The organism is Mesorhizobium neociceri (assembly GCF_013520985.1).
Taxonomy (GTDB): domain Bacteria; phylum Pseudomonadota; class Alphaproteobacteria; order Rhizobiales; family Rhizobiaceae; genus Mesorhizobium; species Mesorhizobium neociceri.
In genome coordinates this window covers 42102-63718 of record NZ_JACDTY010000027.1, presented here as the reverse complement: position 1 = coordinate 63718, position 21617 = coordinate 42102, and the positions used below count along the sequence as shown (strand labels likewise).

Genomic DNA, 21617 nt, shown 5'->3' with positions numbered 1-21617 from the left:
CTCAATTGCGCAGGATCTCGGGCACACTCAGCGGGCCGAGATCAAGTATCCGCTCATAGCTTCCGGTGCGGCGCCAAATGCCATGCACCTTGCCCTTCTCTCGATCGCGTTTCGGATCGAACCTCAAGCCGCTGAAGTGATTAAGGAAGGCCTGGGCGTCTGCGGCGTCGACGAAGCAGTGGAGCCGCCAGTTCTCATACTTCCCGCTCGGCCAGATCGCCTGAACGTGCCGGATCTGCAGCTTGATATCGGCGTCCTGGCAAAACTTCATGATCACCGTCAGGTTCCGGTCGGTGCAGATGTCGTCGGGCAGCGCGACTTGGTGCGGCCATTTCTCGTCGACGACCGATGGCGCCGGAATGCTTCGGCTGCGCGTGACCATCAATGACGAGCGCCGGCCTCTGTGACTTCCCGGAAATAGATGTCAGTCTGATGGCGTATGGCCTCCGTCAGAGACAACGCAATATCGGGGTCTTCGGGATAGTTCGCCAAAGCCCAGGTTGCGGTAAGCTGGGCAATGGCAACTTTCTGACTAACATCGGACAGGCCACGCATTTGCTTGGCCATCTTGTCGACCGCACTGTTAATCGCTGGACGTTCAAGCTTTACTAGGGCGTAAAGCTCAGGCTGTTCGGATTCGGTGGCGATAGTCGGTTTCATGGCTGTGTCTCCAATTTGCCAACAGTGAACAAAATGAGAACAGAAGAGTCAAGAGACCCTTGACCCGACAGGAATATGTTCCTCATTTAGGTTTATGGCGCACGATCCGATCGACTCGCTGGGCAAGGCGACCCGGCACAACATGCTATGTGAAAGCCGAATACAGTTGTGGCAATGTCCGCTACTGCCGGTCGGCCCATCTCATGATGGTCTATGGTGGAGGTGTCGACCCCCAGAAGCTGAAGTTCGACTGCAACCGCTGCAAACCGCAGATCAAAATCACGCTTCTTGAGGTTCATCCCGACCACCTGCCGAAGCGCCTTATGATCCATAAGCCGATGAAGATCGACGGAAAGATCGTCTGGCATGACATGGCTGGGTCGAGAGGTTCGCCGCAATCAATCACAGGCTGAAATGGCGCTGCACCTGAGCATCATCAAGGCCGCAAAACGAACTGACGGCCGGATGTCGAATCAACGCGCAACTCCGGTTGGTGAAATATGATGGGACGCAGCAAACTCAAACTCATCAACCCAAAAAAGTTGCGCGAACGTTCGTGTTCGCCGCCAATTCGGCAGACGTCACGTTTATCGGAGGGCGAAGAAGAGTTGGGATTCGCAAGATTCCCGGGGAGGAAGATCATGCCAATTCGACGAACGGCTGCTGAAGTCGGAGTTTGTCAGCCATTCGAACTTGATCTTCTGGGGCGCGCATTCGAGCAACTCAAACTCGACGGTCAACCCGAGGAAGCCCGCGACGCCCTCCGTCTCGGATCATCGCAAACTACATGGCGGGCGTGACGGATGAGGTCGAACCTCCCTCTCCAGACACCCATTGTGCCGATAGCGCTGGAACCTAAACCTACCGCCGCGCTTAAAGCCTTATGAGCACTCGGGGCATCAACTTTCTCGACAAATGGATGGCGGAACACCTGCCGAACGCGATGACAGATGACCCTGTTGCTATCAGTGTTCTGGCCGACCAGGCGATGAAGGCTGCGGACAAGGAAGGCATCCGCATGAGCGAAATAGCTGAGGAGGTGCCCAGCGTATTCGAGGTTATCGCGGAAGCTATGGACCATCGCGAAGGCGGTCGCCTTAGCACGGGCTGAGCCATCGTGAGCGTTGTCAGCTTTTCGAAATTATTGCAGTAGGCACTAACTACAAGTCGAGATTTGAAATCCGCGGCCCGCCGCCGCAACCGGCGGCGAGCCACAGCCATTCAATCAGTCGTAGACCTTGATAATTTTACGGGTGCCCGGGTCGACCAGGACGGTGCGGTTGTCGACCACAACATACCGATACTTGACGTTCGGGACCTCGTGAAGTTCCACCGTATCGGGTAAAGCCGTCCCGACATTGAGTTCGACGCCGGGAATCTTCACCGAGGCGAGCGGCTGCTTTTTCACGTATTCACGGACGACCGTATCCTGCTCAGGAGTGATGATGACATCCTGCGCTGCGACTGCGCCAACGCCTGCCAACAGCAATGCCGCCGCGGCGACGCTTGTGAGGTGCATTCTCATGATTTTCTCCTCGTTGAACCTGGCGGCAGCACGCCTGCTCGCCAGAAGTTCGAACTTGATTAGCGGCAGATTGTTCCTGTTATGGGGCTTCAGTCCGAAGTGCGTCAGACTAAAGGCCTATCTCGCGTAGACCCTAGACCCCTGGGTGGAACACTATGTAACTGCGAACGTTGTACAAATCTAAGAAACTAAATAGGAGAGGATATCATGGCTGACGGCCCAACTGTTGTTAATTCTGGTGGAGGCGGCGGCACTGCGATTGCTGTTGTTCTTGGGCTTATTACAATCGTTGTCTTGCTGATATTTACCGGCGCCATCGATATCCACGGCGACGGCGGCAAGGATATCAACGTCAAGGTCGAAGCTCCAAAGGCGGAAAGTCCGGCATTCCCGGCGAAGCCTGCGGAACCTGCGCCAGCTCCGGCTGCGCCTGCTCCAGCCCCGGCTGCACCAGCCCCAGCCCCAGCCCCTGCTAATGGCGGCTGATCCTACGTAATGCGAATGCCCGCCGCTCCAAGCAGGGCGGCGGGTTTGGTTATGTCCGGGCGAATAAGAGAAGAATGTCCATGCTTGGTGACAAGGAGACCTGGTTCCTGGAGGCGAGTTGGCTGGCGGCCGTGCCTATTTCCGTCGCCATCACGGCACTGGTCGTCTACTTGACGTCGGGCTGGATATGAATCACGTCGGGCTGGATATGAATCGCTTCCTCTTTGTGGTGGGGACTTTCTATCCCGCCCTCCGGGTTTTTATTTCCTGCTCATAGCCATGCTGCTCTACACTGCGCTGGTCCCATTCGGCCTGACATGTAGTCACTTACGCGCTGTCCGGTTGCGGCCATCGTCATCACCGGGGTGGTGTTGATCCAAGGCTGTCGCGACACCGCCGCTATCCCTGCCAAACTTGACGAGATCATTGTCTCGCTGGCGGAAACCAGAAATGACGTTGTCGGCTCGGAGCTTGGAGCATGCCGAGCTCGAGGAGGGAAAAGCTTCGGACGCTGGAAGACGAGGGCGGGTAGCCATGCCGATCCGGCGGAGGGCGACGGAGGCCGGTATATTAAAGCCAGCCGAACTGGATCTGTTGGGGCGCGAGTTCGAAGCAGCTTCGGCTTGCAGGCCAATCACCGGAAGCGCGTGAGGCAATCGCACCGGATCATCGCCAATTACATGGCCGATGTGACAGACGAGCTGGTCTCGCTCTCAAGACAGCCCTCGGAGCGATGCGGATAGTGAGCGCATCAAGTCCGCCATTGTGCGGCGATGTTTTAGTACCGCGCCGCTCGCAGGCAACAACTCGCCTCTCTCTGGAGCGGCGTGAGCGAAGTTGCAACCGACATCTTCAACGTTCGTTGACTTCGCGCCGGTTGATTCCGGCTACTCCAGACCAAATTGCCTGCTTGCTCGCGCCGGCGGGCTTTTTTGTACATAAGCGGAACCTGATATTCTGCAGCTGGTTTCAGGTGCGGCAGCGGCCCCCCGCTGCTGGTCGAGGAAAGGCAACCCTTGGCCGGGCCCGCATCGCCCCCCAGTGGTGCGGGCCCACCAAAGTTACAATGGTTTTCGCCTATGGCCGGCAGGGCCGTTTTGCAGCGATGCGTCACGGGAGCTTGACGCCGTAAGCAAGGGGGCACCGTCCACTTGATCCCTGCGCTGGCATGTGCGGCCGAGCCAACGCAAATCAGGGGATTTTCCGTGAAAAACAATATGAGAGGCCAAGTCTCGTCAAGAAAGGCAGGCTATCTGCAGTTGTTGCCCTGGTATCGGCCGCTAAGCTCTGAGAGCCGTTTTCATCGCAAGCCGCTGGCTCGCGCCGCAGGCTTTGTGTGGATGCCTCTCGTTGTCGAGAGGGCAACGGTCGGGCTTTCCCCCCTTGGGGGCCGAGGGCCACTTATGTCAATCGCTCGATGAGTTTCCTGGCATCCCTTGCGCGAGCCGGAATGCGTAGTGGTTGCGGATGTGGTTGTTGAAATATCGGCCCTTAGCAAATGCAGTTTGAAACGCGGCAAAGGCCTCAAGCGGGACGTCCAAGAACTCGTAGTGCTTCCCGCTGGCTACAAACCAGACCGAGAGAACCCTGGTGTCTGGGTCATAGTCGAACTTGCTTATCGAGGTCGACGGCATGGTAGGTCGCTATCGCCGTCCATTTCCTCAACATGATACTTCAGCATACGATCTCCTAGTACATGTTGGCCTTCCGTTACCTGTTTCCGAGAGCCTTTGCCTCACGCTCCAGCGTGTCGCGGTCGTTGCCATACTTCCTGATCAGTTCCCGAACCTCAGGAATGGTGAGTTGGAATTTGCTGGCGAGGTAGCCGACCTCATACTCTTCGTCTCCAGCGACCCGACCGCGATCCCGGTTATCCGTTTTGCTCTTTTCGTCCGGCACGATGATGTACCTCCGTGACCCGCAACGCGAGACGCGCCGCTTTGTTTCCCTCGGTCCCGATTTCCGGGAATTATTTTAGCTTAAGCTTATTGTATCGCGGGTGGTGGGTGTGTTCATGCGTTTGAAGTTCGTCGCGCCTTTGCTGCCGACCCTTGTGGACAAGCCTCCGGAGGGCGACGCCTGGATTCATGAGGTGAAGTTCGACGGCTACCGTTTCCAGATGATCATCGACCAGTACGGGACGCGCATCTACACCCGGCGGGGACTGGACTGGACGGCCAAATACCGCGACATCGTCGCGGCGAGCGCGAAGCTCGGCGCTGAGAAGGCAATCATTGACGGCGAGATCATCGTGCTAAACCAAGCCGGCCTTTCCGACTTTTCTGAGTTGCGGAAGGCGATCACACGGCGGCAGCACGACCTCTACTTCGTCGCATTTGATCTTCTGCACCTCAACGGCCACGACTTGCGCGATATGGCGCTTGAGGAACGGCGTGAAATCCTTGAGAGCATGATCCCGCCCAACATCCGCATCCAGTTCAGTCAAGCGCTTCCCGGTGACGCCAAGGCGATCTATCACCTAGTCGACAAGGGAGGACTCGAGGGAATGGTCTCGAAGCGCCGCGACAGCAAATATCGCAGCGGCCGCTCGACAGCTTGGCTGAAGATCAAGAGCTATGAGATCAACGAATACGATCTGCTCGGCGTCGAGCGTGAGCCGGGCAAGCCGGCCTTCGCCCTGATGGCCGATCGGGCAACCGGGCAGTATGTCGGCTCGGCCTTCATCAACTCACGCGGCGCAATCCGAGACCGTTTGCGGAAGCGCGTCCAAGAGCACGCCGGGCCGGCACCGAAGGGCATGAAGCGGCCGGCGACGCAGTGGGTGAAGCCCGGTTTGGTAGGCCGTGTGAAGTACTTGCGCGGCGAAGAAGATCTGCGCCACGCCTCGCTGCAGGATTTTCGGGAAGAATGAGCAAGCGGGGAAGCGATTTTCTCTATCATTGGATATCGGATCATCTGCAGGACGCTCCGATCAGCGACCCTGTGCTGATGGTGATCGATATGGCTGTGGACGCAAAACGGGCAGCGCAAACCCAAGGCATTCCGGGCCAAGAGATCGATGAAGAGATCGGCGCGATGTTCCAAGTCCTCATGCAGGAGTTGCGCGAAGAAGGTCACTCCGGAACGTAAGTGATCGACAAAGGTTTGTGCTTACGGCAGGCGCAGTCCCTCACTTTCGCTTGCCGCAGGTCTGGCTCAAAAGGCTAGATCGACCCGCCGCTGCCGTGAATGGGCGGCGGGTTTTTGTGGAACCGAAGGAGATGCTGTTTCGTCCGATTCGTACAAGCATTTGATATTGAAATCCCGACTGCGGAGACTTGTAATCGGTGCTTGTCGCAGCACTGGCTCGGAAACCGGAACGGGCGCAGTCTGCTAGTGACGGAACCTGCTGATGGCAACATGCGTTGCCCTTTCATGGTCCATTACCTCAAATTGGTCATCCAGGAACTCCTGCCGGCGTGGCTGAGCAGAAAGGCGGTCGGCGTGGACACGCGCCCTGCGGAGCAGCAGCCGCCAATGCGCGATCTGATCGGCCCCGCCCCGCCTGTGCGTTATCGAGGCCCGGTTCGGAACGAGCCTTGCGATTACAGGCTCCATGAGTCGCACCTGTAGAGCTCTCATTACCCCTGCGGCGCCATTTGCGATAAGCGCCCTCGGAAAGGCCATAGGTTGCGCCTGTGGCAACCAATCTTTTTGGCCGGAACCAAACTGAACAGCCGTGATTTATTAGTCGAAGGGACCGCAACCGTAGAGGGAGCGGAACATGGTTGAGATTCTTGATTTCGAACTTGACAGTGCCAGGCTGCGCGTCAAACGCGCCGAGAATTCGCTCACACGCGCAAGGGAAGAAATGGACAGGGAAAATGGCGCCGCGGTCAACCTCTCCCTGTGCTGCAGAATCCTGGCAGCTCAAAAACGCGTGACGGAGGCCAGGCAGCGCCACAGTCTCATCTGTCCGCGCGAAGAGAGCTCCAAATGAGGATTTGCCGCCTTGACAATGCTGTTCGAACCACTTGACACGAACGGTCATAAGCGGAGCGTGCTTTACCATGCCGCCCGGTTGGAGATACTCCACGTCGTGTCGTGAAGCGCATGGATTGGGTTGATCACTTGGCAGATGAAGTTGATCGTGCGGCCGCCGTGTTGGTTGATGCTATCCACGCCTCCGCCGTCGGCCCGTTCCGTGACGCGCGGTTTTCAGCAAACCCTCGGCGAGTTTCTTCAGACTGCAGTCGACGACAATGGGGCGCCGGAACCTAACCGTTAGCTCCGGCTTATGTGCGTCTCCGGCCGGCGTGTGTCCTCGTTCCAACCAGTCCAACAGCGGCCTTTCTTGAGCGACGCGGAACCTTTTAGCTGCCGCTAATGTTTAACTTTGGCAACGCAACGCCCGATTAATCGCGCCTTGCTGCCCTGCCTGTCTCGCGAGCATTGGCGCCACATTAGGAGCCATGAACAGGCGTTTGATGCTCCTTTCCTCCTTCACTGTGTATCTTGCAGCTGCCGGCCTATTCTCCGTGCCCGTTGCTCGTGCTGACGAACCGCAAACGGCGGCAGACGTTCGGGCTGCCATGCGCAAACTTTGGGAAGACCATATCATCTACACGCGCAACTACATCATCAGCACCCTCGCAGGCCTTCGAGATACGGATGAGGTCGCGAAGCGCCTTCTCAAGAACCAGGATGACATTGGGGACGCGATAAAGCCTTACTATGGCGATGCGGCCGGCAACGAACTGGCCACGCTGCTGAAAGACCACATCAAGATTGCAACGGAGGTTGTTAAGGCTGCCAAGTCAGGCAACAAGACCAAGCTCTCTGCCGCTCAGAAAAAATGGACTGACAACGCCGACGATATCGCAATGTTTCTCGGTAAGGCCAATCCGAACTGGTCGGAAAAGGATATGCAGGACATGCTACATAAGCATTTGGAGCTGACAACCGGCGAAGTGGTTGGTCGGCTGAAAAAGGATTGGGCGACGGACATCAAGTCCTATGACGAAGGGCACGTTCACATGTTGAAGTTCGCCGACATGCTGACCGACGGTATCGCCAAACAGTTTCCCGATAAGCTTAAGGCCTGACTGCCTCTGAAGATTGAGGCAACAAACGAACTCTCAGCCCGCGCTCTCCGCCAGAGGCGCGGGCTTTTTGCGTCGTCCTTCCGGCACCGGCAAGAATGCGCCACCACCGCCATACAGACTTAATTGCGCGGGTGCTAATATGCCGAATTGCCGGTGTGTGATCATCACATCCTCGAAGGTTGCAAGCCGCGCCGGCCATACAACCGCAAGACTGTGACCAAAGCCGCTCAGGCTTTGCCGGGCCGAGACGAGGTCACCGTGTCGTTAAGCGTTAGCTAATACAGATGAGCCCCGTCATACAATCGAGGGATGGCGCGACGTAGCCCGCTGCTCCACCTAATGGCAATGCAAAGGGCGGCAACCCGGATTTGTCGCCAAAGGGCTAACTATGAGCAAGACGACTCTCATACTCGCTAGCCTCGCGATCAGCATCGGCTATGCCGATGCCAAGGACCGTAAGGTGAACCTGCCGGTTTGCACCGCATCAAGCTCACTCGCCGAAGTCCTGGGTGACAAGTGTTATCTCGTCAAAGGTTCGATGATCTATGGCGACATCGCCGATCTTTCCCAGATAATCACTTGGGCGGGTGGCGGAACTGGCGGTCTGTGAGGGGCGCCCTTAGACGCCACCGACAAGCACAGGCTATATTGTAGCGATGACCGATTAGCCGGCAAAAACCTACATCGTGGGTTTTCAAGAAACCACATTGGCGGACCGCTGGCGACGAACAAGGCCAAAGCGCTGACGATAGAAAGGGGATCGGCGACATGCCGGAACAGAGTTTAGAGGCGGAAGCTCTCCCGCAGGTCACGCGTGTTGAATGACCTAAAGGGAGGTTATCAAAATGAACATCAAGATGCTTACGACGGGCGACATCCTTGCCGGATCTTCTAGCGGGGACGTGTTGCCACAATTCAGCCCGGCTAAGTTTTTTCACCTAACCACTTGGTAAGGTTAGCCGGTGGCGCAGCCTCCTACGGCGGGTGGGCCCGATAGGCCAATTGCGCGATTGCTAATATGCCCCCTGGTGGCCGGTGTAGTCCGTTGCCCGACAGCACCGGCCCACTACGGCACCCGCCGGCCCGCGTCAGACGGCTGTGGATAGAAGAATCGGCGATATGCGGGAACAGAGTTCAGAAACAGACGTTTTTCCTCCAGGTCACGCGCCTTGGGCGTGTTGAACTAAAGGGAGAAAATTGAGATGAACATCAAAATGCTTACGATGGGCGCGATGGCGCTCGCAATGATGACGTGCTCAGCGCTGGCTGGTAACACTTCCGCGCTCGACGATCCGGCAAAAATGTCACCGTTCTTCACCGATGCCGGCATGAAAACCTTGAGGTCGGAAGCGGATTTCAAGACCGCATGGATGGCCATGAAACCGGATGAACAAAAGGCGGTGCTGAAAGACTGCGGCGACACCACGCTCAACAAGGCGCACGCGGATTTCTGTGCCATGGCGAAGAAGATGGGCGGCTAAACAATCTCCTGTGGCGCGGAAACGAAAGCTCTAAAGGCGTAGTTCCCAAGCCGTATCTGGGCCCGTTCCTTAAGCACGGGCCTTTTTTACGAGCGTGTTCGAGGTGATCGCCGACGCCGTGCAGCATCGTGAAGGCGGTAGCGGAATAGGCTGACATGCCGAAGTCGAAACGATTCTGGATTGTAGCAGGAATCCTGGCAACCTCTTGTTATTGTTCTCCGGTGTTGTCCCTGTCGCTTGCCGAGCTGGCACCGCATTGACAGCCTGCGCTCCTACTGAGACTGCCCCGGGCCCCTCCATTTTGATTTTCTCGATCGACTTCAAGAGCGGCTCATGGACTTCGCGTAGCGCACGGCCGGCTACACAATGGGTGAAATCGGGGCTAGTGGTGCCACTGTCCAACACCTGCGCGGCGAGGAAGATCTGCGCCACGCCTCCCAGGATTTTCGAAAGGGCTAGCTTTGCGCCAGCCACCGTTCCGGTCGATGAATCGCATGGCTGCCACAAACAGATCGGATTCCTCGATGAATCCGTTCTGAAATAATACCAGCACTGCGTTCGCGGTTAACTCGGCTTCCTTGGTTGCCCGCGCGAATGCTCGCTTGGCGCAAATTTGATCAAACACGCCTTGGCAGATTGCAAGATCGGCGGGGCAAAACACTGAAAGGTCAAGTCTTGTCAGCATCAAGCACACTCCCCCTGCGGATGGCCGGATTTTGCTACTCAATGCATGTAATTATTGCCCACGAGGAGAGTCAATAAATGGTAGGAAACCGTACCGTTCGAGCCGCTTGATCGCCTCAAACTACGCTAGGCCGATCCGAATTGAGACGCTGGAACTACCTCGTCGAAAGGCATTACGAGTACGGTTCTGCCGCCTTCATCGGTGATCTCGAAACTGCAATCGAACCAACTGCGGATTGTCTCCATGCGGGCGCCGAAGACAAGATCCCGCGCAGTGGCAAGCGCATGGCCATGCACGGCCTCTTCGTTTGAAAGTTCGTCGCCTTCGGGGTCGGATATCAGCCGCCCGCGGTAGCGAATATTCATGAAGTAGCGCACGTCTACTCATCCGCCTCGCTTGATCGGGAACTGGAACACGTTGGAGTATTCCTTCTCGGCGAAACCGTAGGACTGGCCGGCAATCTGTTCCAGCTTCTGGCGATCCCTCAGCGTGATGTTACCGCGCGTGGCCCTGATCGCACCGGTGCCCTCCAGCGTCTGCACCGCGATTGTGACGCCTGGACGACGCGAGCCCAGCATGATGCTCATGAACTCATGCGTGATCGGCATGTCGTCGTGGTCCAGCCGGTCATGCGTCATCAGCAGCCAGCGCGCCAGTCGCTCCTCTACGGAGTAGCCGGCGTTGGCATAGGCCGTCTGGCTGACCTGTACGATGAAGGTGTGCACGAAGCGAAGAAGCAGAGCGCGCAAAGTTGGGCTTTGTTCCATCACGGCCTGTAACTCGCCGGCCCCGATTCGGAGTGCTTCGCCCTCAGCCTGTACCATGCAGGTGTGAGGTGTACGGTCAATGCCGAGCACCAGAGCTGTGCCCACCACGCCCTCCGATCCAACCATGCCGACCTCGAACCGTCCTTCCGCAGTGTCGGCGACGATCGAGGCAATGCCACGCTCGGGGAAAGTGACATGGCTGATCTTTTGATCTGCTCTAAACAGATGTTGGCGCAACTCAAGTGTCACGGTTTCTAGGTGCGGCTGCACCAGCGCAAAGTCATCAGGCGACAGAGATGCCAGCAGACGATTGCGAATAACTGATTGCTGAAGCTGAGCCATGCTCTCCCCTCCCTGTTGGGGCAAGAGCACGGTAATCTCCTAGCCGCTTGCGCCCTTACAGTCAGCAAGCGATGGTCAAATATCCTCCTAAGGCGGGCCACTAGCAACAGGTTACGGGTCGGGTACGAAATCGTACAGTTCAAAGAGGAAGATCCGATAGCTTGCGCATCACCTAAGCCGCGTCCTTGTCACGCGCGGATGCTCGGGCCGGCGGTTTCAGCGGCGCCTCGCGAACCGCAGGAAAGCTTCCGCCGCATACGCAACGCGCACGCGACCGTTGGTGCAGGATCACTGCGGCCGCATCCTGCTTAGCCCATGCTCTTCCATGAAGAGGGTAAGTTCATAGGGGCAAACGTCCGATGTCGGATCGTTGCTGATTTTCGGCTAGGCATGGCCATTTCATTGATCCAATTCCAGCGGTTCGTGATCCGGCTGCTCGTGCCACATCACCTGGCGGAAGTCGCGCCGGTCGACCTGTTGGCCGCAGATTGGGCACTCGTGAAAGCGGTCGTGGCCATTCTTCCCCGGCTCGTGCGGCTTGCCGGGCTTAGGTGGTCCAAGATCCGCAATTCTCGTCATAGGTATTTGCAAATCCCCGCCGCGTCATTCTCACGACTGAATTCGTCGTGTTTCCTGCCATGTTGCCTACCGCGACCGGTTGCCCAGGGCCTTCGCCTCACGCTCCAGCGTGTCACGGTCGTTGCCGTGCTTCCTGATCAGTTCCCGAACTTCGGGAATGGTGAGCTCGAATTTGCTGGCGAGGTAGCCGACCTCGTATTCTTCATCCCCCGCTACCCGGTCGCGGTCGCGGAAATCGTGCTTGGTCTTATCGTCGGTCATCGTCATTTCCTTCCTGCCGATCAGAACAGCGGATGGAACAGAAAGTTCCGACAATATTTAAGCGACTGCTAACGTGCGCGATAACAGTTGATTCAACCATTGCTGGTATATCAGGTGAAGGTGGCGGCTCCGACAGTCGAGCGGGCGCTTGGGTGCCGGAGCCGCCTGCGCAGTCCGGTCGGGTTGACCGCGCCGTCCTATAATGGGACAGCGCGGTCAACGATTCGTTAAAATTCTCCGGAACTAATTAAGCATGCGCTAATTGAATCGCTGTCCTGCGAGTCAGTGCATGCGTCTGAAATTCATCAAGCCAATGGAGCCGGAACTTGTCGACACGCCACCCATGGGCGGTGACTGGATTCATGAGATCAAATTCGATGGCTACCGCACCCAGGTCATCAAGGATGACGACGGCATCCGGCTGATCACCAAGAACGGTTATGACTGGACTGGCCGCTATATCCAGCTTGCCGGTGAGGCAGAAGCGATCGAAGCGGAGAGCTTCATCATTGACGGCGAGGCGATCACCACCAATGAAGCCGGCCTTTCAGACTTCCACGCGCTTCAATCAGCCGTCACCAGACGCCGACCGTCACGTGACCTATACCTGGTGGCATTCGACCTCCTGCATCTGAATGGACATGACTTGCGAAATATGCCGGTGGAGGATCGTCGTGAGATCCTTCAGGAGCTTATCCCGACCGGCGGCCGCATCCAGTTCAGCGAGGCGATGCCGGGCACAGGTGATGCTGTCTATCACCTGGTAGACCAGGCGGGGCTTGAAGGCATGGTTTCAAAGCGCAGGAACAGCGCCTATCGCAGCGGGCCAACGATGAACTGGCGCAAGATCAAGTGCTATGCCGAAAGGGAAATGGACATCATCGGCGTGCAGCGCGAAGCCGGCAAGCCCGCCATGGTGCTGATGGCCGACATGGGCCGCTATGCCGGCGGCGCTTTCGTCACCTTCAAGGCGGACAAGCGCCAGCGCTTATGGGACCGCGTGCAAGGAAAGATCGGCGGGCCGGCGCCGAAAGGGCTTAAGAGCGACAAGGCACAATGGCTGAAGCCTGGTCTAGTCGGCCGCGTGCGATTCCTTAAGGGCGAGGAGAAGCTTCGCCATGCCAAGCTGCTTGATTTCCGGGAGAAGCAATAGCCGGCACTTGCCATCGCCATCGAGATTACAAATATATCCTCCGTTGCGGCGACCCCCTTCAACGGAGATCGCCATGCCTCAAAAGACCCTCGCCGATACCCTGGCCGACCGCGAATCGATCTATGTGAATTGCGGGCATCCGATATGCGCCAAGTCGACCAAGCTCGATATCCAGGCATTGATTGAGCGGCTGGGACCGCATCATGGTTCCATGCATTGGGATCTGGTCGGGCTCTTCGCTTGCTCGACGTGCAAGGCCGCCGGCCGCGATCGCCGGCCCGTGTTCTTCACCTGCATTCCCGACTATGAGGGCCTTAACAGGGCTCGCAACCTCGATTGGAAACCGACCTTCAGGCGAAGTGATGAACCGCCGGCTTGACGTAACATTAGCCGCCTCTAAAGGTGGTGGTGCGGCAGGTGGTGCCCTCCATCGCTTGCTGAAGATCGGGCCTCCGATCGGCCCGCGCTTCTTGTCCGCAAGAGAGAGGCGCGGGCTTAAAGATGCAACGAAGTTTGTACGAAAATAACCATCCGATGCGAGGGTGGAACCAATAGCGGCCAATGGCCGTTTGTTGGGCTGGCCGCGCTCTTGTCCCCCATTGGCTACCGGCCATCCTGTGTACAAGGCCCGCTGCTTGCCGGCAGCGGGCTTTTTTTCAGAGCAACAGCGCGTAGGCGCTGAGCGCGGCCATCATCGCGCGCATGCTTCGCCCACGCAAGAGTCACCGAACATCGATGCTGATAACTTCCGTTGCGGCAGGGGAATTTCCAATGCTCCGGCAAGTCCCGATAATCCCTAGGGGCGAAACCCGCCGCTGCCGTGAATGGGGCGGCGGGTGCTTGGGCGCTAGGCGCTACCAAGCCGTAGGCGGCTGCGCAGGACAGACCTAGTGGCGCAATTTTTGTTCGGCTGAAAGCGCCGCCACACAGTCTTCCAGAATGGCCAGACGAAACCGAAGCCACTTTAATTCTTGGCCGACTTGCGCCAGCTTTAACATACCAGCCGAGCTCGCCACTCTTCGCCTCTGCTCCTCTTCCAAGGATGCGATTTTCACGCGCAGTTCCAAGGCTTCCGTAGCCTTCGAGTTCCTAACTATAATCCGGGCTCGCATATCCAACCCCACGCAGAACAAACGTCGCCATCAATTTTGCACGGGCTGCGTTAACTCTGGCGTTCAAATCGTTGAGAAATTTAGAGATTACTAAAATAAGGATCGATGCACTGGCGGCAGCGGCGATGATGGCCGGAAAATGTGGCCGGTGCTGCAGACGGGAGATTTGCCTGATCAGCGCCGGCCGGGCGGTTAGTCAGGACCGCCGCGCGGGAACTAAGCCCATCGAGGAGCGTTTCCACCTCCAGCCAACCAAAGGGAGGAAATCATGCTAAGAGGCGGACTACTCTGGCTCCTCGGAATCCCGATCCCAATTATCATCATTCTGTGGCTTTTGGGATATTTGCATTAGATTAGCCGACAGCACAGCCATTTCCTATTTGCTGAAATTCTGTTGTCCGGTTGCCAAACTCCGGGCTGCTTCCTCGATCGCCTCACGGGTCGTTGCCCAACCTATCAATCAGGTCTTGGGCCTGGTCGCCCGTAATGCCGGTACGCATCGCCAGCGCTTCTACCGTCATGACGTCGGAACTGGCAGTCTTATCGCGCCGCGGCTTTCTCGTCTTGGCTGATAGCACGGTCGCTCCAACGGCACTCGGGTCTGTGGCAGGCAAGCCTCTCTGCATCTGGTCCTCGCGGTCAACTTCGGCTTCGGCTTGATGCCATTGACATTCGTCAACGCCATGTATGCCGCCCTCATGCTCCCAAATCTCGTATGCCCGCTGCTGAATTCTTTGGTGCCGATCGTCGCCCATGGTGATCCCTCCGTGAATTCTCTCTCTCAACGCGAAGGAGAGCGGAATGATCCATACGTAATGGTGATTTGGGATGGATGGGCGTGACGGCGAATTAGGGTTACGAGACCCGACATCGCTGTTGAGGGACAAACAAATGCTCCGCCGTCACTGGTCTCAACCCTTTCGACGTCGAAGTTCCTATGAAATCGGCGGAAGCTCTATTAGGGGCAATTCCCCTATTGGCACTGTCTGCGTGGGCCACCCGAATAGGGTTGATACGTGTTGTCCTCCGGCCGATAGGAGCGGTACCGGCTGAAGCAATAGTCGACATGGTCAACCGAAAGCTGGGGGCGGACGTCGTCCGTTGAGGCGTTTCCATCCATCGAAGAGTAGCTTGTATCAACAAAGTCGGCATTCGTCAGCTGCTCGCTAGCGACGTCGAGGTAGGGCGACCGGCACTGTCGCTGCCGCCCTGCGTAGGACCGATAGCTGTTGTCCTCTGGATTATAGGACCGGTACCGACTCGCGCACCATCCGACATGAGCGGCCGGCAACTCGGTCGTTGAATCGCCTGTTGAGGGCTGAGAATCGCCTGTCGAGGGCTGAACGGCGGACGTCGTGATTGGGTCGATTGCCCCTTTCGCCATCGCGGAGGCCTCGGGTACCTCAGCGGCCGGAATGCGCTCGAAGGACTGCGACGCCCTCTTTACAGGCCGTGCGTCTCTAGTCCACAGATCTACGACACTGATGCTGGGTGTTGCCTGCCGCACGGGCTTGGCAGCGAGAATCCAGGCGGCAAAGGCCAGGCCGCTACCGAAGACGGCGAGCGTCAGCGCAAAGCCACTGACTATCCCCAACAAGGCTTTCATCCTGCGCTCCTCCTCCAGGGAAGAATGCAGGCCGTTCGATCCGGTTCCATGAAAGCGAGGAGTCAGCCTACGGATACTACCGAAGGCAAATAGCCCCAGCTGCGGATTGTGTCCATGCGGGTGCCGAATACTAAATCCCGCGCAGTGGCGAGCGCATGGCCGTGCACCGCCTCTTCGTCTGAAACTTCGTCGCCTTCTGGATCGGGTATCAGTCGGCCGCAGCAGCGAATATTCATGAAGTAGCGCACGTCCACCTCATCCGCCTCGCTTGATCGGGATTGGAACACGTTGGAGTATTCCTTCTCGGCGAAGCCGTAGGACTGGCCGGCAATCTGTTCCAGCTTCTGGCGATCCCTCAACGTGATGTTACCGCGCGTAGCCCTGATCGCACCGGTGCCCTCCAGCGTCTGCACCGCGATTGTGACGCCTGGACGACGCGAGCCCAGCATGATGCTCATGAACTCATGCGTGATCGGCATGTCGTCGTGGTCCAGCCGGTCATGCGTCATCAGCAGCCAGCGCGCCAGCCGCTCCTCAACGGAGTAGCCGGCATTGGCATAGGCCGTCTGGCTGACCTGTACGAGGAAGGTGTGCACGAAGCGAAGAAGCAGAGCACGCAAAGTGGGGCTATGCTCCATCGCGGCCTGTAGCTCGCCGGCCCCCGATGCGGAGTGCTTCGCCCGTGGCCTGTACCATGCAGGTGTGGGGTGTACGGTCGACGCCGAGCAAGAGAGCTGTACCCACCAGGCCCTCCGATCCAACCATGCCGACCTCGAACCGTCCTTCCGCAGTGTCGGCGACGATCGAGGCAATCCCACGTTCGGGGAAAGTGACATGACTGATCCTTTGATCTGCTCTGAACAGATGTGCCCGCAACTCAAATGTGATGGTTTCCAGGTGCGGCTGCACCAGCGCAAAGTCGTCAGGCGACAGAGATGCCAGCAGGCGATTGCGAACAACCGATTGCTGAAGCTGAGCCATGCTCTCCGCTCCCGGTTGGGGCAAGAGCACATGCATCATCTCCTAGCCGCTTGCGCCCGGCAAGCGATGGTCAAATATCCGCCTAAGGCGGACCGCGAGCAATAGGTTACGGGCTCGGGTACGAAATCGTACAATTTAAAGGGAACTGGATTTAGGTTGCGAGTTGCTGGGGGCGGGTGTTCGAACATCTTAAGTCGCGGACCGACTGGCCTCTCGGATCATCGCCAATTTTTTGGCCGGCATGGTCGATGGTCGGAACTGATTACGCTTTCAAGGCTGCCCCTGGGCCGAAAACCCCTAAGAAGCGACCAAGCCATGAATGCCGCCGACGAACAGGGCCTCACCTCCGGCTTTAATTCTTGGTGATGTTGCCGTTGTTCAGATCAAAGGCTTCAGTGCCGCGTGTCTAGGCGTAAAAATCGTCCTGCAGTGCTCCCCATTCTCCGAAGTAGCCACCGCACTTACTGCAATGAATCAGCGTGTGCTCTTCAGCACCATCCGGGATGTCCATCTGGATCGTGCCGCACGCCTTACAGTCCAGTTTGTGGTCGAGCCGCTTGTTGTCCATTGGATGTGTTTATCGATCGCCCGACGATCCGTCTACACGCTTGTTGACGCACGGTCCGATGAGCTTTTCTGGCGACTGCCGGAACGAAACCACTGCTCCGCCGTTCGGTCCTAGTGTTACCAGGGGGGTAATCATGCAGGACGCGTTTTTCGCAGTTCCGATCATCGTTGAAACGGAAATAACGGGTGAGTTTCGCGCTTTGAGCAGCGCATCCGAGGCCGCCATATTTATGATGGAGCGCTGGCCGGAATCGCGCGGGCCAAGATTCCAGGCTGCACTTCAGGCTTGCACGGGCCTTCTGAGTATAGCCGAACACGTGGAGAATGCTCGGCGTGCCTTTCTGACGGCAGCCAAGGAAGCTGGTCTGAATGTGAAATCTGTATGTAAAGGACGATGCTCCATTGCCCCACTCAGTTGAGCATCTCAAGTCATCCTACATCGGCGATGAGAAACGGCGCGACCGCGGGGATAGGGAGGGACAAGAGGATTTTCTTGTCCGGTTCCTCGCGCGGGAAACAGGCATCACAGAAGCCCAGGCTCGGGACCTCGTCAACAATGATCAGCACCGATCGCGCCTCGTTGCTGCGGGAGCCAGAATATTGAAGGGGCGGGATCAATGACCACCCAGAGCGCTCTGCGAACCAATCTCTGATTGACGCGACGACGTGTGCCTCTGCCATTTCGGGAGTGTCGGCATCAATCTTGCAGCGCAGGTTTGCCGGCTCACCCCGGTCCTGATCGCGTACTCTGATCAGGTTTGTAGGATCGCCGGGTTTGAGGGTCTTCGCCCGGCGGGTTCTAATCATCCCCTCAGGGGAAGGGGATTGGGCAATGTTTTTTCCGTGGTTTCTCTTGGGGATGCTGACGACGGCAGCCGGCGTCGGAGCTTGGGCCTAAGCGGCCACGGACGAAGGATTCCTGTCGCTGCACCGGGAGGTGAACCGCCTCTTCGACGATGTCTTCCGTGGCTTCGACGGAGGATTGCCGGCTCTGAGTAGGTCCTCTGCCAATGGTGGGCGCTGGCCCAGCGTCGAGATCTCCGACAGCGAGAAGGAAATCCGCGGTACGGCGGAGGTGCCCTTCACCCACTGGCTCATCGCTCTGGACACTAGGTCTGCTGTCCGCGACGCAATACGCCACATCTTCCAGGGCGTGTTTCAACTTATTTGTTGGGAACATTTTCTCCAGTCAGCAATTTTTTTGCCGTCAGATCAAAGGAGGTCGCTTTGACCGCACGACGTGTTGACAGAGAAAAGATTGAGAGGGCCGATCGAGAATGCAGGCTGGTGCTCGACGCCGAGCGGCGAGCCAGGGAGGCCAAGACCGCGCGGCTTAAGGCGCAGCGCCAGTTTCTGGAGGCATCGGCAGCACGGCTTCCTCCCGACCCGGTGTCGAAGGAACCTCAGCCGCCACGCCGGCAAAAGCGGGTGCGCAAGATGATCGAGGTGTCCTGAAGGGCCACTGAATTCGTTTGGGTGCCCCGACGACTGGCATTCGCGTAGGCCCGGGCGCGCGTAACAGCACGCATGCAACCAGATTACGTCTGAAAGGTTCTTGCTAAGATTTTAGTCGAAGAGCGCCGACCGAAGGCAACAATTCATGGACGTCTCCATCGCGCGAACAGCCGGCGACTATGTCAAAGCGGGCAGGAGCGGCTTGCTGCTGATCTCGGACAATTATGATGCCTTTGCCGCGCGGGTTCTGGCGGCAAGAAGTGCTGTTCGCACGCTCGACCTCATGTACTATCTTTGGCATGACGACCGCACCGGCCGCCTGCTCCTGCAGGAAGTGTTCCGAGCCGCTCAGCGGGGCGTGCGTGTGCGGATGCTCCTTGATGATGTCAATCCGCGCAAGAACGATTCAGCCTATCTGGCGCTGAGCAGTCATCCGAACATCGAGCTGAAACTGTTCAACCCGAGCGGCGTTAGAGCGCGCGGCATCGTGCGCAGTGTGGAAGTTCTGCTACGACTTCTCGCATTGACGCGAAGGATGCACAACAAGGCGTGGATCGCCGACGACAACGTCGCCATTGTCGGTGGGCGCAATATTGGCGACGCCTATTTTGATGCGGCAGAAACCAATTTCCGTGATCTCGACGTGCTGCTCCTCGGTCCCGCCGTGCAGCAAACCTCTGAAATATTCGAGACTTTCTGGGCCTGCCAGGAAGCAAGGCCAATTGGTGCGCTCGGCTCGGCCGCGCAGAGCACGCATGCCCATTTCGTTGAGGAGAGCGATGTGGAAACGGCGATAAAGCTTTTGGGCGGGATCGGAGATCGAGGGTCCATCGCAGAGTTCGTCGCAGCCAGCAACGAGGTCCATTGGGTAGAACGCGTTCGAGTGATCTCCGACCCGCCAGAAAAGGTTCGTGGCTGGAGACGTCGCAGTTGGCTGACGAAGGAGCTTCTTCCCATCATTCAGTCGGCGCGCAGTCGCCTGGAAATTGTCTCTCCCTATTTCATCCCGGGCAAACGGGGTTCCGCACTCTTGTCCGATCTTGTCAGCAGCGGGGTGGCGGTCACGGTTTTGACCAATTCCCTGGCAGCCACGGATGTCGCCGCGGTCCATGGTGCCTATGCAAACTATCGCAAGCGGTTGCTGCGGAACGGCGTCCGGATATTCGAGCTTCAGCCTTTCAGCCGACGGCCGACGATCTCAATATTCGGCTCCAAGGGTGCCAGTCTGCACACGAAGGCGTTCAGCGTTGACAACAAGACCGGCTTCGTCGGCTCCTTTAATTTCGATCCACGGTCTGTGTCTTTGAACGCGGAAATGGGCGTGCTTTTCGAGGATGAGAAACTGGTTGCTGAACTGCATCGCCGGTTCCAATTGGAGATATCAGCGGAAGCGAGCTATCGGCTCGAACTGAAAAACAATGTGCTGCGCTGGCATGGATGCGATGAAGGCAGGCTGGATAACTATACTCACGAGCCCGAAGCCGGGATTTCCCGCCGCATCCTGGCGGCCCTAGTTCGCTGGCTTCCGATCGAGTCACAGCTTTAGGTGCCGGAGTATCAGGACTGAAGGCCAAGGGTCCGACTCCGGCGCGCAAGGGTAACATCGGAAGCAGGCTCGGCCGTTATCGGTGCGCTGACCCGGAGGCCGTGAGGTGGAAGAATCTGACGATGATCTTGCTGAGCCGCCGGTGCAGGACATCTCGGGTGCCGTCGTCACGTTTCCTTATGACAGAATGACGATTGAGCGGTTTCGCCAGGTTTTTCCGCGAGCAAGGTGGAGCGATGAGCGTAAGAGCTGGTTTGTCCCGGGCAAGACAGCGGCGCGGCGGGTTGATCGTTGGCTTGCGCATGAAGCTGAACTGGTCGCTATCTACGCAGACAACAAAGGGCGCGACGCCTTCGCCTTCGATCCTATCTCAAGCCCATATCTCGAGGTGGCGAACGACCTGCGCATTCGGACGCCCTATTCGAGGAGCGTTTTGAAGGAACTGCGCGAAATCCCCTGGGCCAGTTGGGATGATGGGCTGCACGTGTGGCGGGTTCCATTCAGATCCTATGAAGAGCTGAGACGCCGCTGGTCGAAAATCGAACAGGCCGCTCAAGGGGCTGAACCTGAGGCAAGGAGGCGACGACGAGAGGCGGAGCGGGATTCCGAGGCGGGAAAATCCGATCGGTTGCGGACTGCCGAACGCCGCCGCCGTCGCTATCCTGTGTTGGCCGAAGACCTGCCGTCCGTCGGGCGCGCCGTTGCCACCGAGCAATACGGTGTTGTCATCTTTACGGGAGTATCTGGAGAACTGGTGGAACCGTCCAAATTCTCCGTCGTCTATCCGCATATGAGCGCGGCCCGAGATTACATCTGGGCATCCTGGCGCTCAGCGACGCTGGCGGAACTCATCGAGACATGGCCTGCCCGTCGTGCCGCCCGCTCAAGCGAACTATCCAGAGGCTGGTGGCAGCCAACGCTTGCCGAACTCAGGGTTGCTCGACGAAATGCGAGAAGTGGTGAGCGTAGAAAGCGGACCCGCGATCTAAAGCGACGCTGAGCTTGCTTGGATCATCGGCGCTCCGCCGTGGTAAGAGCGGCCTCGTCATCCAGAGCGCATCACGCCCGGCTCCTCTGTCGCCATCCGAGATGATTGCGGTGATAGCTCTGGTTTGTCGCCAATCACATCGGAAAATTTGACGGTGGCGACCAGATATCCGGCTTCATTATAGACCCTGGTGATCGAGCCGGAGTGGTCAACGCCCGTAGAAGCGCCTGCCATCAGGGCAGCGTGGGCTCGCTCGATTGCCCTGGGGCTGACAACATCCACACCTGCCAGTTCTTCCTCGACTGTCGTGGTCTGGTCGAATCCAATCGTCTCGAAACGAAACCTGGGCATGATGACCTCCTGTCCCCAATGCAATGT

30 protein-coding genes and 3 pseudogenes are annotated in these 21617 nt (G+C 57.8%); 17 read left to right on the top strand and 16 right to left on the bottom strand.

Annotated elements, in window-relative coordinates:
• Position 1: 1 nt before the first annotated feature.
• Together H0241_RS31825 and H0241_RS31820 are read right to left on the bottom strand one after the other, a co-directional pair.
• Positions 2-382 (bottom strand): hypothetical protein, encoded by a 381-nt coding sequence (locus tag H0241_RS31825; RefSeq protein ID WP_181061714.1) that lies wholly within the window; start codon positions 380-382, stop codon positions 2-4.
• Positions 382-660, bottom strand: coding sequence for a hypothetical protein (locus H0241_RS31820; RefSeq protein WP_181061713.1), 279 nt, complete (start codon positions 658-660; stop codon positions 382-384). Before H0241_RS31820 ends, H0241_RS31825 begins: the two co-directional genes overlap by 1 nt.
• A 149-nt stretch (positions 661-809) precedes the next feature.
• Here H0241_RS31820 and H0241_RS31815 point away from each other — a divergent pair, with 149 nt between their 5' ends.
• Together H0241_RS31815 and H0241_RS31810 are read left to right on the top strand one after the other, a co-directional pair.
• Entirely contained in the window at positions 810-1073 is a 264-nt protein-coding gene (locus H0241_RS31815; RefSeq protein ID WP_235984589.1) for a hypothetical protein, read from the top strand.
• Between the two features lie 506 nt (positions 1074-1579).
• Positions 1580-1771, top strand: a complete 192-nt coding sequence (locus H0241_RS31810) for a hypothetical protein (RefSeq protein WP_235984588.1) — start codon at positions 1580-1582, stop codon at positions 1769-1771.
• A 114-nt stretch (positions 1772-1885) separates the two neighbouring features.
• On the opposite strand, the gene H0241_RS31805 is transcribed toward H0241_RS31810, so the two are convergent.
• On the bottom strand, positions 1886-2185 hold the full coding sequence (locus tag H0241_RS31805) for a DUF1236 domain-containing protein (protein WP_181061711.1): 300 nt from the start codon (positions 2183-2185) through the stop codon (positions 1886-1888).
• A 207-nt stretch (positions 2186-2392) separates the two neighbouring features.
• Between H0241_RS31805 and H0241_RS31800 the strand changes: the two genes are divergently transcribed.
• Positions 2393-2671, top strand: coding sequence for a hypothetical protein (locus H0241_RS31800; RefSeq protein ID WP_181061710.1), 279 nt, complete (start codon positions 2393-2395; stop codon positions 2669-2671).
• A gap of 208 nt (positions 2672-2879) precedes the next feature.
• Positions 2880-3203: pseudogene (locus H0241_RS35960) on the top strand (low affinity iron permease family protein).
• An 874-nt stretch (positions 3204-4077) separates the two neighbouring features.
• Here H0241_RS35960 and H0241_RS31795 read toward each other — a convergent pair.
• Together H0241_RS31795 and H0241_RS31790 are read right to left on the bottom strand one after the other, a co-directional pair.
• The gene (locus H0241_RS31795; RefSeq protein WP_181061709.1) at positions 4078-4305 is read right to left on the bottom strand and encodes a KTSC domain-containing protein; all 228 of its coding nucleotides are present in this window, start codon (positions 4303-4305) and stop codon (positions 4078-4080) included.
• Between the two features lie 76 nt (positions 4306-4381).
• Positions 4382-4570, bottom strand: coding sequence for a DUF3606 domain-containing protein (locus H0241_RS31790; protein WP_181061708.1), 189 nt, complete (start codon positions 4568-4570; stop codon positions 4382-4384).
• Between the two features lie 115 nt (positions 4571-4685).
• Here H0241_RS31790 and H0241_RS31785 point away from each other — a divergent pair, with 115 nt between their 5' ends.
• From H0241_RS31785 to H0241_RS31760, 6 genes are all read left to right on the top strand, one after another.
• Positions 4686-5543, top strand: coding sequence for an ATP-dependent DNA ligase (locus tag H0241_RS31785; RefSeq protein ID WP_181061707.1), 858 nt, complete (start codon positions 4686-4688; stop codon positions 5541-5543).
• A complete protein-coding gene (locus H0241_RS31780) occupies positions 5540-5761 on the top strand; it encodes a DUF768 domain-containing protein (protein ID WP_181061706.1) in 222 nt (73 codons plus the stop codon). Before H0241_RS31785 ends, H0241_RS31780 begins: the two co-directional genes overlap by 4 nt.
• A 634-nt stretch (positions 5762-6395) precedes the next feature.
• The gene (locus tag H0241_RS31775) at positions 6396-6611 is read left to right on the top strand and encodes a hypothetical protein (protein ID WP_181061705.1); all 216 of its coding nucleotides are present in this window, start codon (positions 6396-6398) and stop codon (positions 6609-6611) included.
• A 472-nt stretch (positions 6612-7083) separates the two neighbouring features.
• Positions 7084-7716: an acetylglutamate kinase gene (locus H0241_RS31770; protein ID WP_210285148.1), complete on the top strand. Its 633-nt coding sequence runs from the start codon at positions 7084-7086 to the stop codon at positions 7714-7716.
• Between the two features lie 388 nt (positions 7717-8104).
• Positions 8105-8326 carry a hypothetical protein gene (locus tag H0241_RS31765; RefSeq protein WP_181061704.1) on the top strand — a complete coding sequence of 74 codons (222 nt, stop codon included), beginning with the start codon at positions 8105-8107 and terminating at the stop codon, positions 8324-8326.
• A gap of 592 nt (positions 8327-8918) precedes the next feature.
• On the top strand, positions 8919-9197 hold the full coding sequence (locus H0241_RS31760) for a hypothetical protein (RefSeq protein ID WP_181061703.1): 279 nt from the start codon (positions 8919-8921) through the stop codon (positions 9195-9197).
• A gap of 382 nt (positions 9198-9579) precedes the next feature.
• On the opposite strand, the gene H0241_RS31755 is transcribed toward H0241_RS31760, so the two are convergent.
• The 4 genes from H0241_RS31755 to H0241_RS31740 form a co-directional block, all read right to left on the bottom strand.
• Positions 9580-9882 (bottom strand): hypothetical protein, encoded by a 303-nt coding sequence (locus tag H0241_RS31755; RefSeq protein WP_181061702.1) that lies wholly within the window; start codon positions 9880-9882, stop codon positions 9580-9582.
• A gap of 125 nt (positions 9883-10007) precedes the next feature.
• Positions 10008-10259, bottom strand: coding sequence for a DUF6894 family protein (locus H0241_RS31750; protein ID WP_328824922.1), 252 nt, complete (start codon positions 10257-10259; stop codon positions 10008-10010).
• A gap of 6 nt (positions 10260-10265) precedes the next feature.
• The gene (locus H0241_RS31745) at positions 10266-10991 is read right to left on the bottom strand and encodes a Crp/Fnr family transcriptional regulator (RefSeq protein WP_181061701.1); all 726 of its coding nucleotides are present in this window, start codon (positions 10989-10991) and stop codon (positions 10266-10268) included.
• Positions 10992-11636: 645 nt separating this feature from the next.
• A complete protein-coding gene (locus H0241_RS31740; protein WP_181061700.1) occupies positions 11637-11831 on the bottom strand; it encodes a DUF3606 domain-containing protein in 195 nt (64 codons plus the stop codon).
• Between the two features lie 289 nt (positions 11832-12120).
• Here H0241_RS31740 and H0241_RS31735 point away from each other — a divergent pair, with 289 nt between their 5' ends.
• Together H0241_RS31735 and H0241_RS31730 are read left to right on the top strand one after the other, a co-directional pair.
• Positions 12121-12984, top strand: a complete 864-nt coding sequence (locus tag H0241_RS31735) for an ATP-dependent DNA ligase (protein ID WP_181061699.1) — start codon at positions 12121-12123, stop codon at positions 12982-12984.
• A gap of 73 nt (positions 12985-13057) precedes the next feature.
• Positions 13058-13363 carry a hypothetical protein gene (locus tag H0241_RS31730; protein ID WP_181061698.1) on the top strand — a complete coding sequence of 102 codons (306 nt, stop codon included), beginning with the start codon at positions 13058-13060 and terminating at the stop codon, positions 13361-13363.
• Positions 13364-14472: 1109 nt separating this feature from the next.
• On the opposite strand, the pseudogene H0241_RS31725 reads toward H0241_RS31730, so the two are convergent.
• The 5 genes and pseudogenes from H0241_RS31725 to H0241_RS31710 form a co-directional block, all read right to left on the bottom strand.
• Positions 14473-14851: pseudogene (locus tag H0241_RS31725) on the bottom strand (DUF2934 domain-containing protein).
• Between the two features lie 218 nt (positions 14852-15069).
• Positions 15070-15702: a BA14K family protein gene (locus tag H0241_RS36505; RefSeq protein ID WP_181061697.1), complete on the bottom strand. Its 633-nt coding sequence runs from the start codon at positions 15700-15702 to the stop codon at positions 15070-15072.
• 62 nt (positions 15703-15764) lie between these two features.
• Positions 15765-16322 (bottom strand): Crp/Fnr family transcriptional regulator, encoded by a 558-nt coding sequence (locus tag H0241_RS36295; RefSeq protein WP_328824920.1) that lies wholly within the window; start codon positions 16320-16322, stop codon positions 15765-15767.
• 7 nt (positions 16323-16329) lie between these two features.
• Entirely contained in the window at positions 16330-16683 is a 354-nt protein-coding gene (locus H0241_RS36290; RefSeq protein WP_328824919.1) for a cyclic nucleotide-binding domain-containing protein, read from the bottom strand.
• Between the two features lie 406 nt (positions 16684-17089).
• The gene (locus H0241_RS31710; protein ID WP_181061729.1) at positions 17090-17251 is read right to left on the bottom strand and encodes a hypothetical protein; all 162 of its coding nucleotides are present in this window, start codon (positions 17249-17251) and stop codon (positions 17090-17092) included.
• A 133-nt stretch (positions 17252-17384) separates the two neighbouring features.
• On the opposite strand from H0241_RS31710, the gene H0241_RS31705 reads away from it, so the two are divergent.
• Positions 17385-17669: a DUF982 domain-containing protein gene (locus tag H0241_RS31705; protein WP_181061696.1), complete on the top strand. Its 285-nt coding sequence runs from the start codon at positions 17385-17387 to the stop codon at positions 17667-17669.
• Between the two features lie 10 nt (positions 17670-17679).
• On the opposite strand, the gene H0241_RS31700 is transcribed toward H0241_RS31705, so the two are convergent.
• Complete coding sequence (locus H0241_RS31700) at positions 17680-18057, bottom strand: hypothetical protein (protein ID WP_181061695.1); 378 nt, start codon at positions 18055-18057, stop codon at positions 17680-17682.
• 109 nt (positions 18058-18166) lie between these two features.
• Between H0241_RS31700 and H0241_RS35950 the strand changes: the two are divergent.
• The 4 genes and pseudogenes from H0241_RS35950 to H0241_RS31685 all read left to right on the top strand — a co-directional run.
• Positions 18167-18331, top strand: a pseudogene (locus tag H0241_RS35950) (Hsp20/alpha crystallin family protein); the annotation flags it as partial.
• 206 nt (positions 18332-18537) lie between these two features.
• A complete protein-coding gene (locus tag H0241_RS31695) occupies positions 18538-18705 on the top strand; it encodes a hypothetical protein (RefSeq protein WP_181061694.1) in 168 nt (55 codons plus the stop codon).
• Between the two features lie 145 nt (positions 18706-18850).
• Positions 18851-20251 carry a phospholipase D family protein gene (locus H0241_RS31690; protein WP_181061693.1) on the top strand — a complete coding sequence of 467 codons (1401 nt, stop codon included), beginning with the start codon at positions 18851-18853 and terminating at the stop codon, positions 20249-20251.
• A gap of 106 nt (positions 20252-20357) precedes the next feature.
• On the top strand, positions 20358-21251 hold the full coding sequence (locus H0241_RS31685) for a hypothetical protein (RefSeq protein WP_181061692.1): 894 nt from the start codon (positions 20358-20360) through the stop codon (positions 21249-21251).
• 45 nt (positions 21252-21296) lie between these two features.
• On the opposite strand, the gene H0241_RS31680 is transcribed toward H0241_RS31685, so the two are convergent.
• Positions 21297-21590, bottom strand: a complete 294-nt coding sequence (locus tag H0241_RS31680; protein ID WP_181061691.1) for a hypothetical protein — start codon at positions 21588-21590, stop codon at positions 21297-21299.
• Positions 21591-21617 lie beyond the last annotated feature (27 nt).

Bases quoted from the DNA above. Each gene is read 5' to 3' on its own strand.
- H0241_RS31825 (WP_181061714.1), bottom strand. From the start codon at position 382: ATGGTCACGCGCAGCCGAAGCATTCCGGCGCCATCGGTCGTCGACGAG.
- H0241_RS31820 (WP_181061713.1), bottom strand. From the start codon at position 660: ATGAAACCGACTATCGCCACCGAATCCGAACAGCCTGAGCTTTACGCC.
- H0241_RS31810 (WP_235984588.1), top strand. From the start codon at position 1,580: ATGGCGGAACACCTGCCGAACGCGATGACAGATGACCCTGTTGCTATC.
- H0241_RS31805 (WP_181061711.1), bottom strand. From the start codon at position 2,185: ATGAGAATGCACCTCACAAGCGTCGCCGCGGCGGCATTGCTGTTGGCA.
- H0241_RS31800 (WP_181061710.1), top strand. From the start codon at position 2,393: ATGGCTGACGGCCCAACTGTTGTTAATTCTGGTGGAGGCGGCGGCACT.
- H0241_RS31795 (WP_181061709.1), bottom strand. From the start codon at position 4,305: ATGCCGTCGACCTCGATAAGCAAGTTCGACTATGACCCAGACACCAGG.
- H0241_RS31785 (WP_181061707.1), top strand. From the start codon at position 4,686: ATGCGTTTGAAGTTCGTCGCGCCTTTGCTGCCGACCCTTGTGGACAAG.
- H0241_RS31780 (WP_181061706.1), top strand. From the start codon at position 5,540: ATGAGCAAGCGGGGAAGCGATTTTCTCTATCATTGGATATCGGATCAT.
- H0241_RS31775 (WP_181061705.1), top strand. From the start codon at position 6,396: ATGGTTGAGATTCTTGATTTCGAACTTGACAGTGCCAGGCTGCGCGTC.
- H0241_RS31770 (WP_210285148.1), top strand. From the start codon at position 7,084: ATGAACAGGCGTTTGATGCTCCTTTCCTCCTTCACTGTGTATCTTGCA.
- H0241_RS31765 (WP_181061704.1), top strand. From the start codon at position 8,105: ATGAGCAAGACGACTCTCATACTCGCTAGCCTCGCGATCAGCATCGGC.
- H0241_RS31760 (WP_181061703.1), top strand. From the start codon at position 8,919: ATGAACATCAAAATGCTTACGATGGGCGCGATGGCGCTCGCAATGATG.
- H0241_RS31755 (WP_181061702.1), bottom strand. From the start codon at position 9,882: ATGCTGACAAGACTTGACCTTTCAGTGTTTTGCCCCGCCGATCTTGCA.
- H0241_RS31745 (WP_181061701.1), bottom strand. From the start codon at position 10,991: ATGGCTCAGCTTCAGCAATCAGTTATTCGCAATCGTCTGCTGGCATCT.
- H0241_RS31740 (WP_181061700.1), bottom strand. From the start codon at position 11,831: ATGACCGACGATAAGACCAAGCACGATTTCCGCGACCGCGACCGGGTA.
- H0241_RS31735 (WP_181061699.1), top strand. From the start codon at position 12,121: ATGCGTCTGAAATTCATCAAGCCAATGGAGCCGGAACTTGTCGACACG.
- H0241_RS31730 (WP_181061698.1), top strand. From the start codon at position 13,058: ATGCCTCAAAAGACCCTCGCCGATACCCTGGCCGACCGCGAATCGATC.
- H0241_RS36505 (WP_181061697.1), bottom strand. From the start codon at position 15,702: ATGAAAGCCTTGTTGGGGATAGTCAGTGGCTTTGCGCTGACGCTCGCC.
- H0241_RS36290 (WP_328824919.1), bottom strand. From the start codon at position 16,683: ATGGCTCAGCTTCAGCAATCGGTTGTTCGCAATCGCCTGCTGGCATCT.
- H0241_RS31710 (WP_181061729.1), bottom strand. From the start codon at position 17,251: ATGGACAACAAGCGGCTCGACCACAAACTGGACTGTAAGGCGTGCGGC.
- H0241_RS31705 (WP_181061696.1), top strand. From the start codon at position 17,385: ATGCAGGACGCGTTTTTCGCAGTTCCGATCATCGTTGAAACGGAAATA.
- H0241_RS31700 (WP_181061695.1), bottom strand. From the start codon at position 18,057: ATGATTAGAACCCGCCGGGCGAAGACCCTCAAACCCGGCGATCCTACA.
- H0241_RS31690 (WP_181061693.1), top strand. From the start codon at position 18,851: ATGGACGTCTCCATCGCGCGAACAGCCGGCGACTATGTCAAAGCGGGC.
- H0241_RS31680 (WP_181061691.1), bottom strand. From the start codon at position 21,590: ATGCCCAGGTTTCGTTTCGAGACGATTGGATTCGACCAGACCACGACA.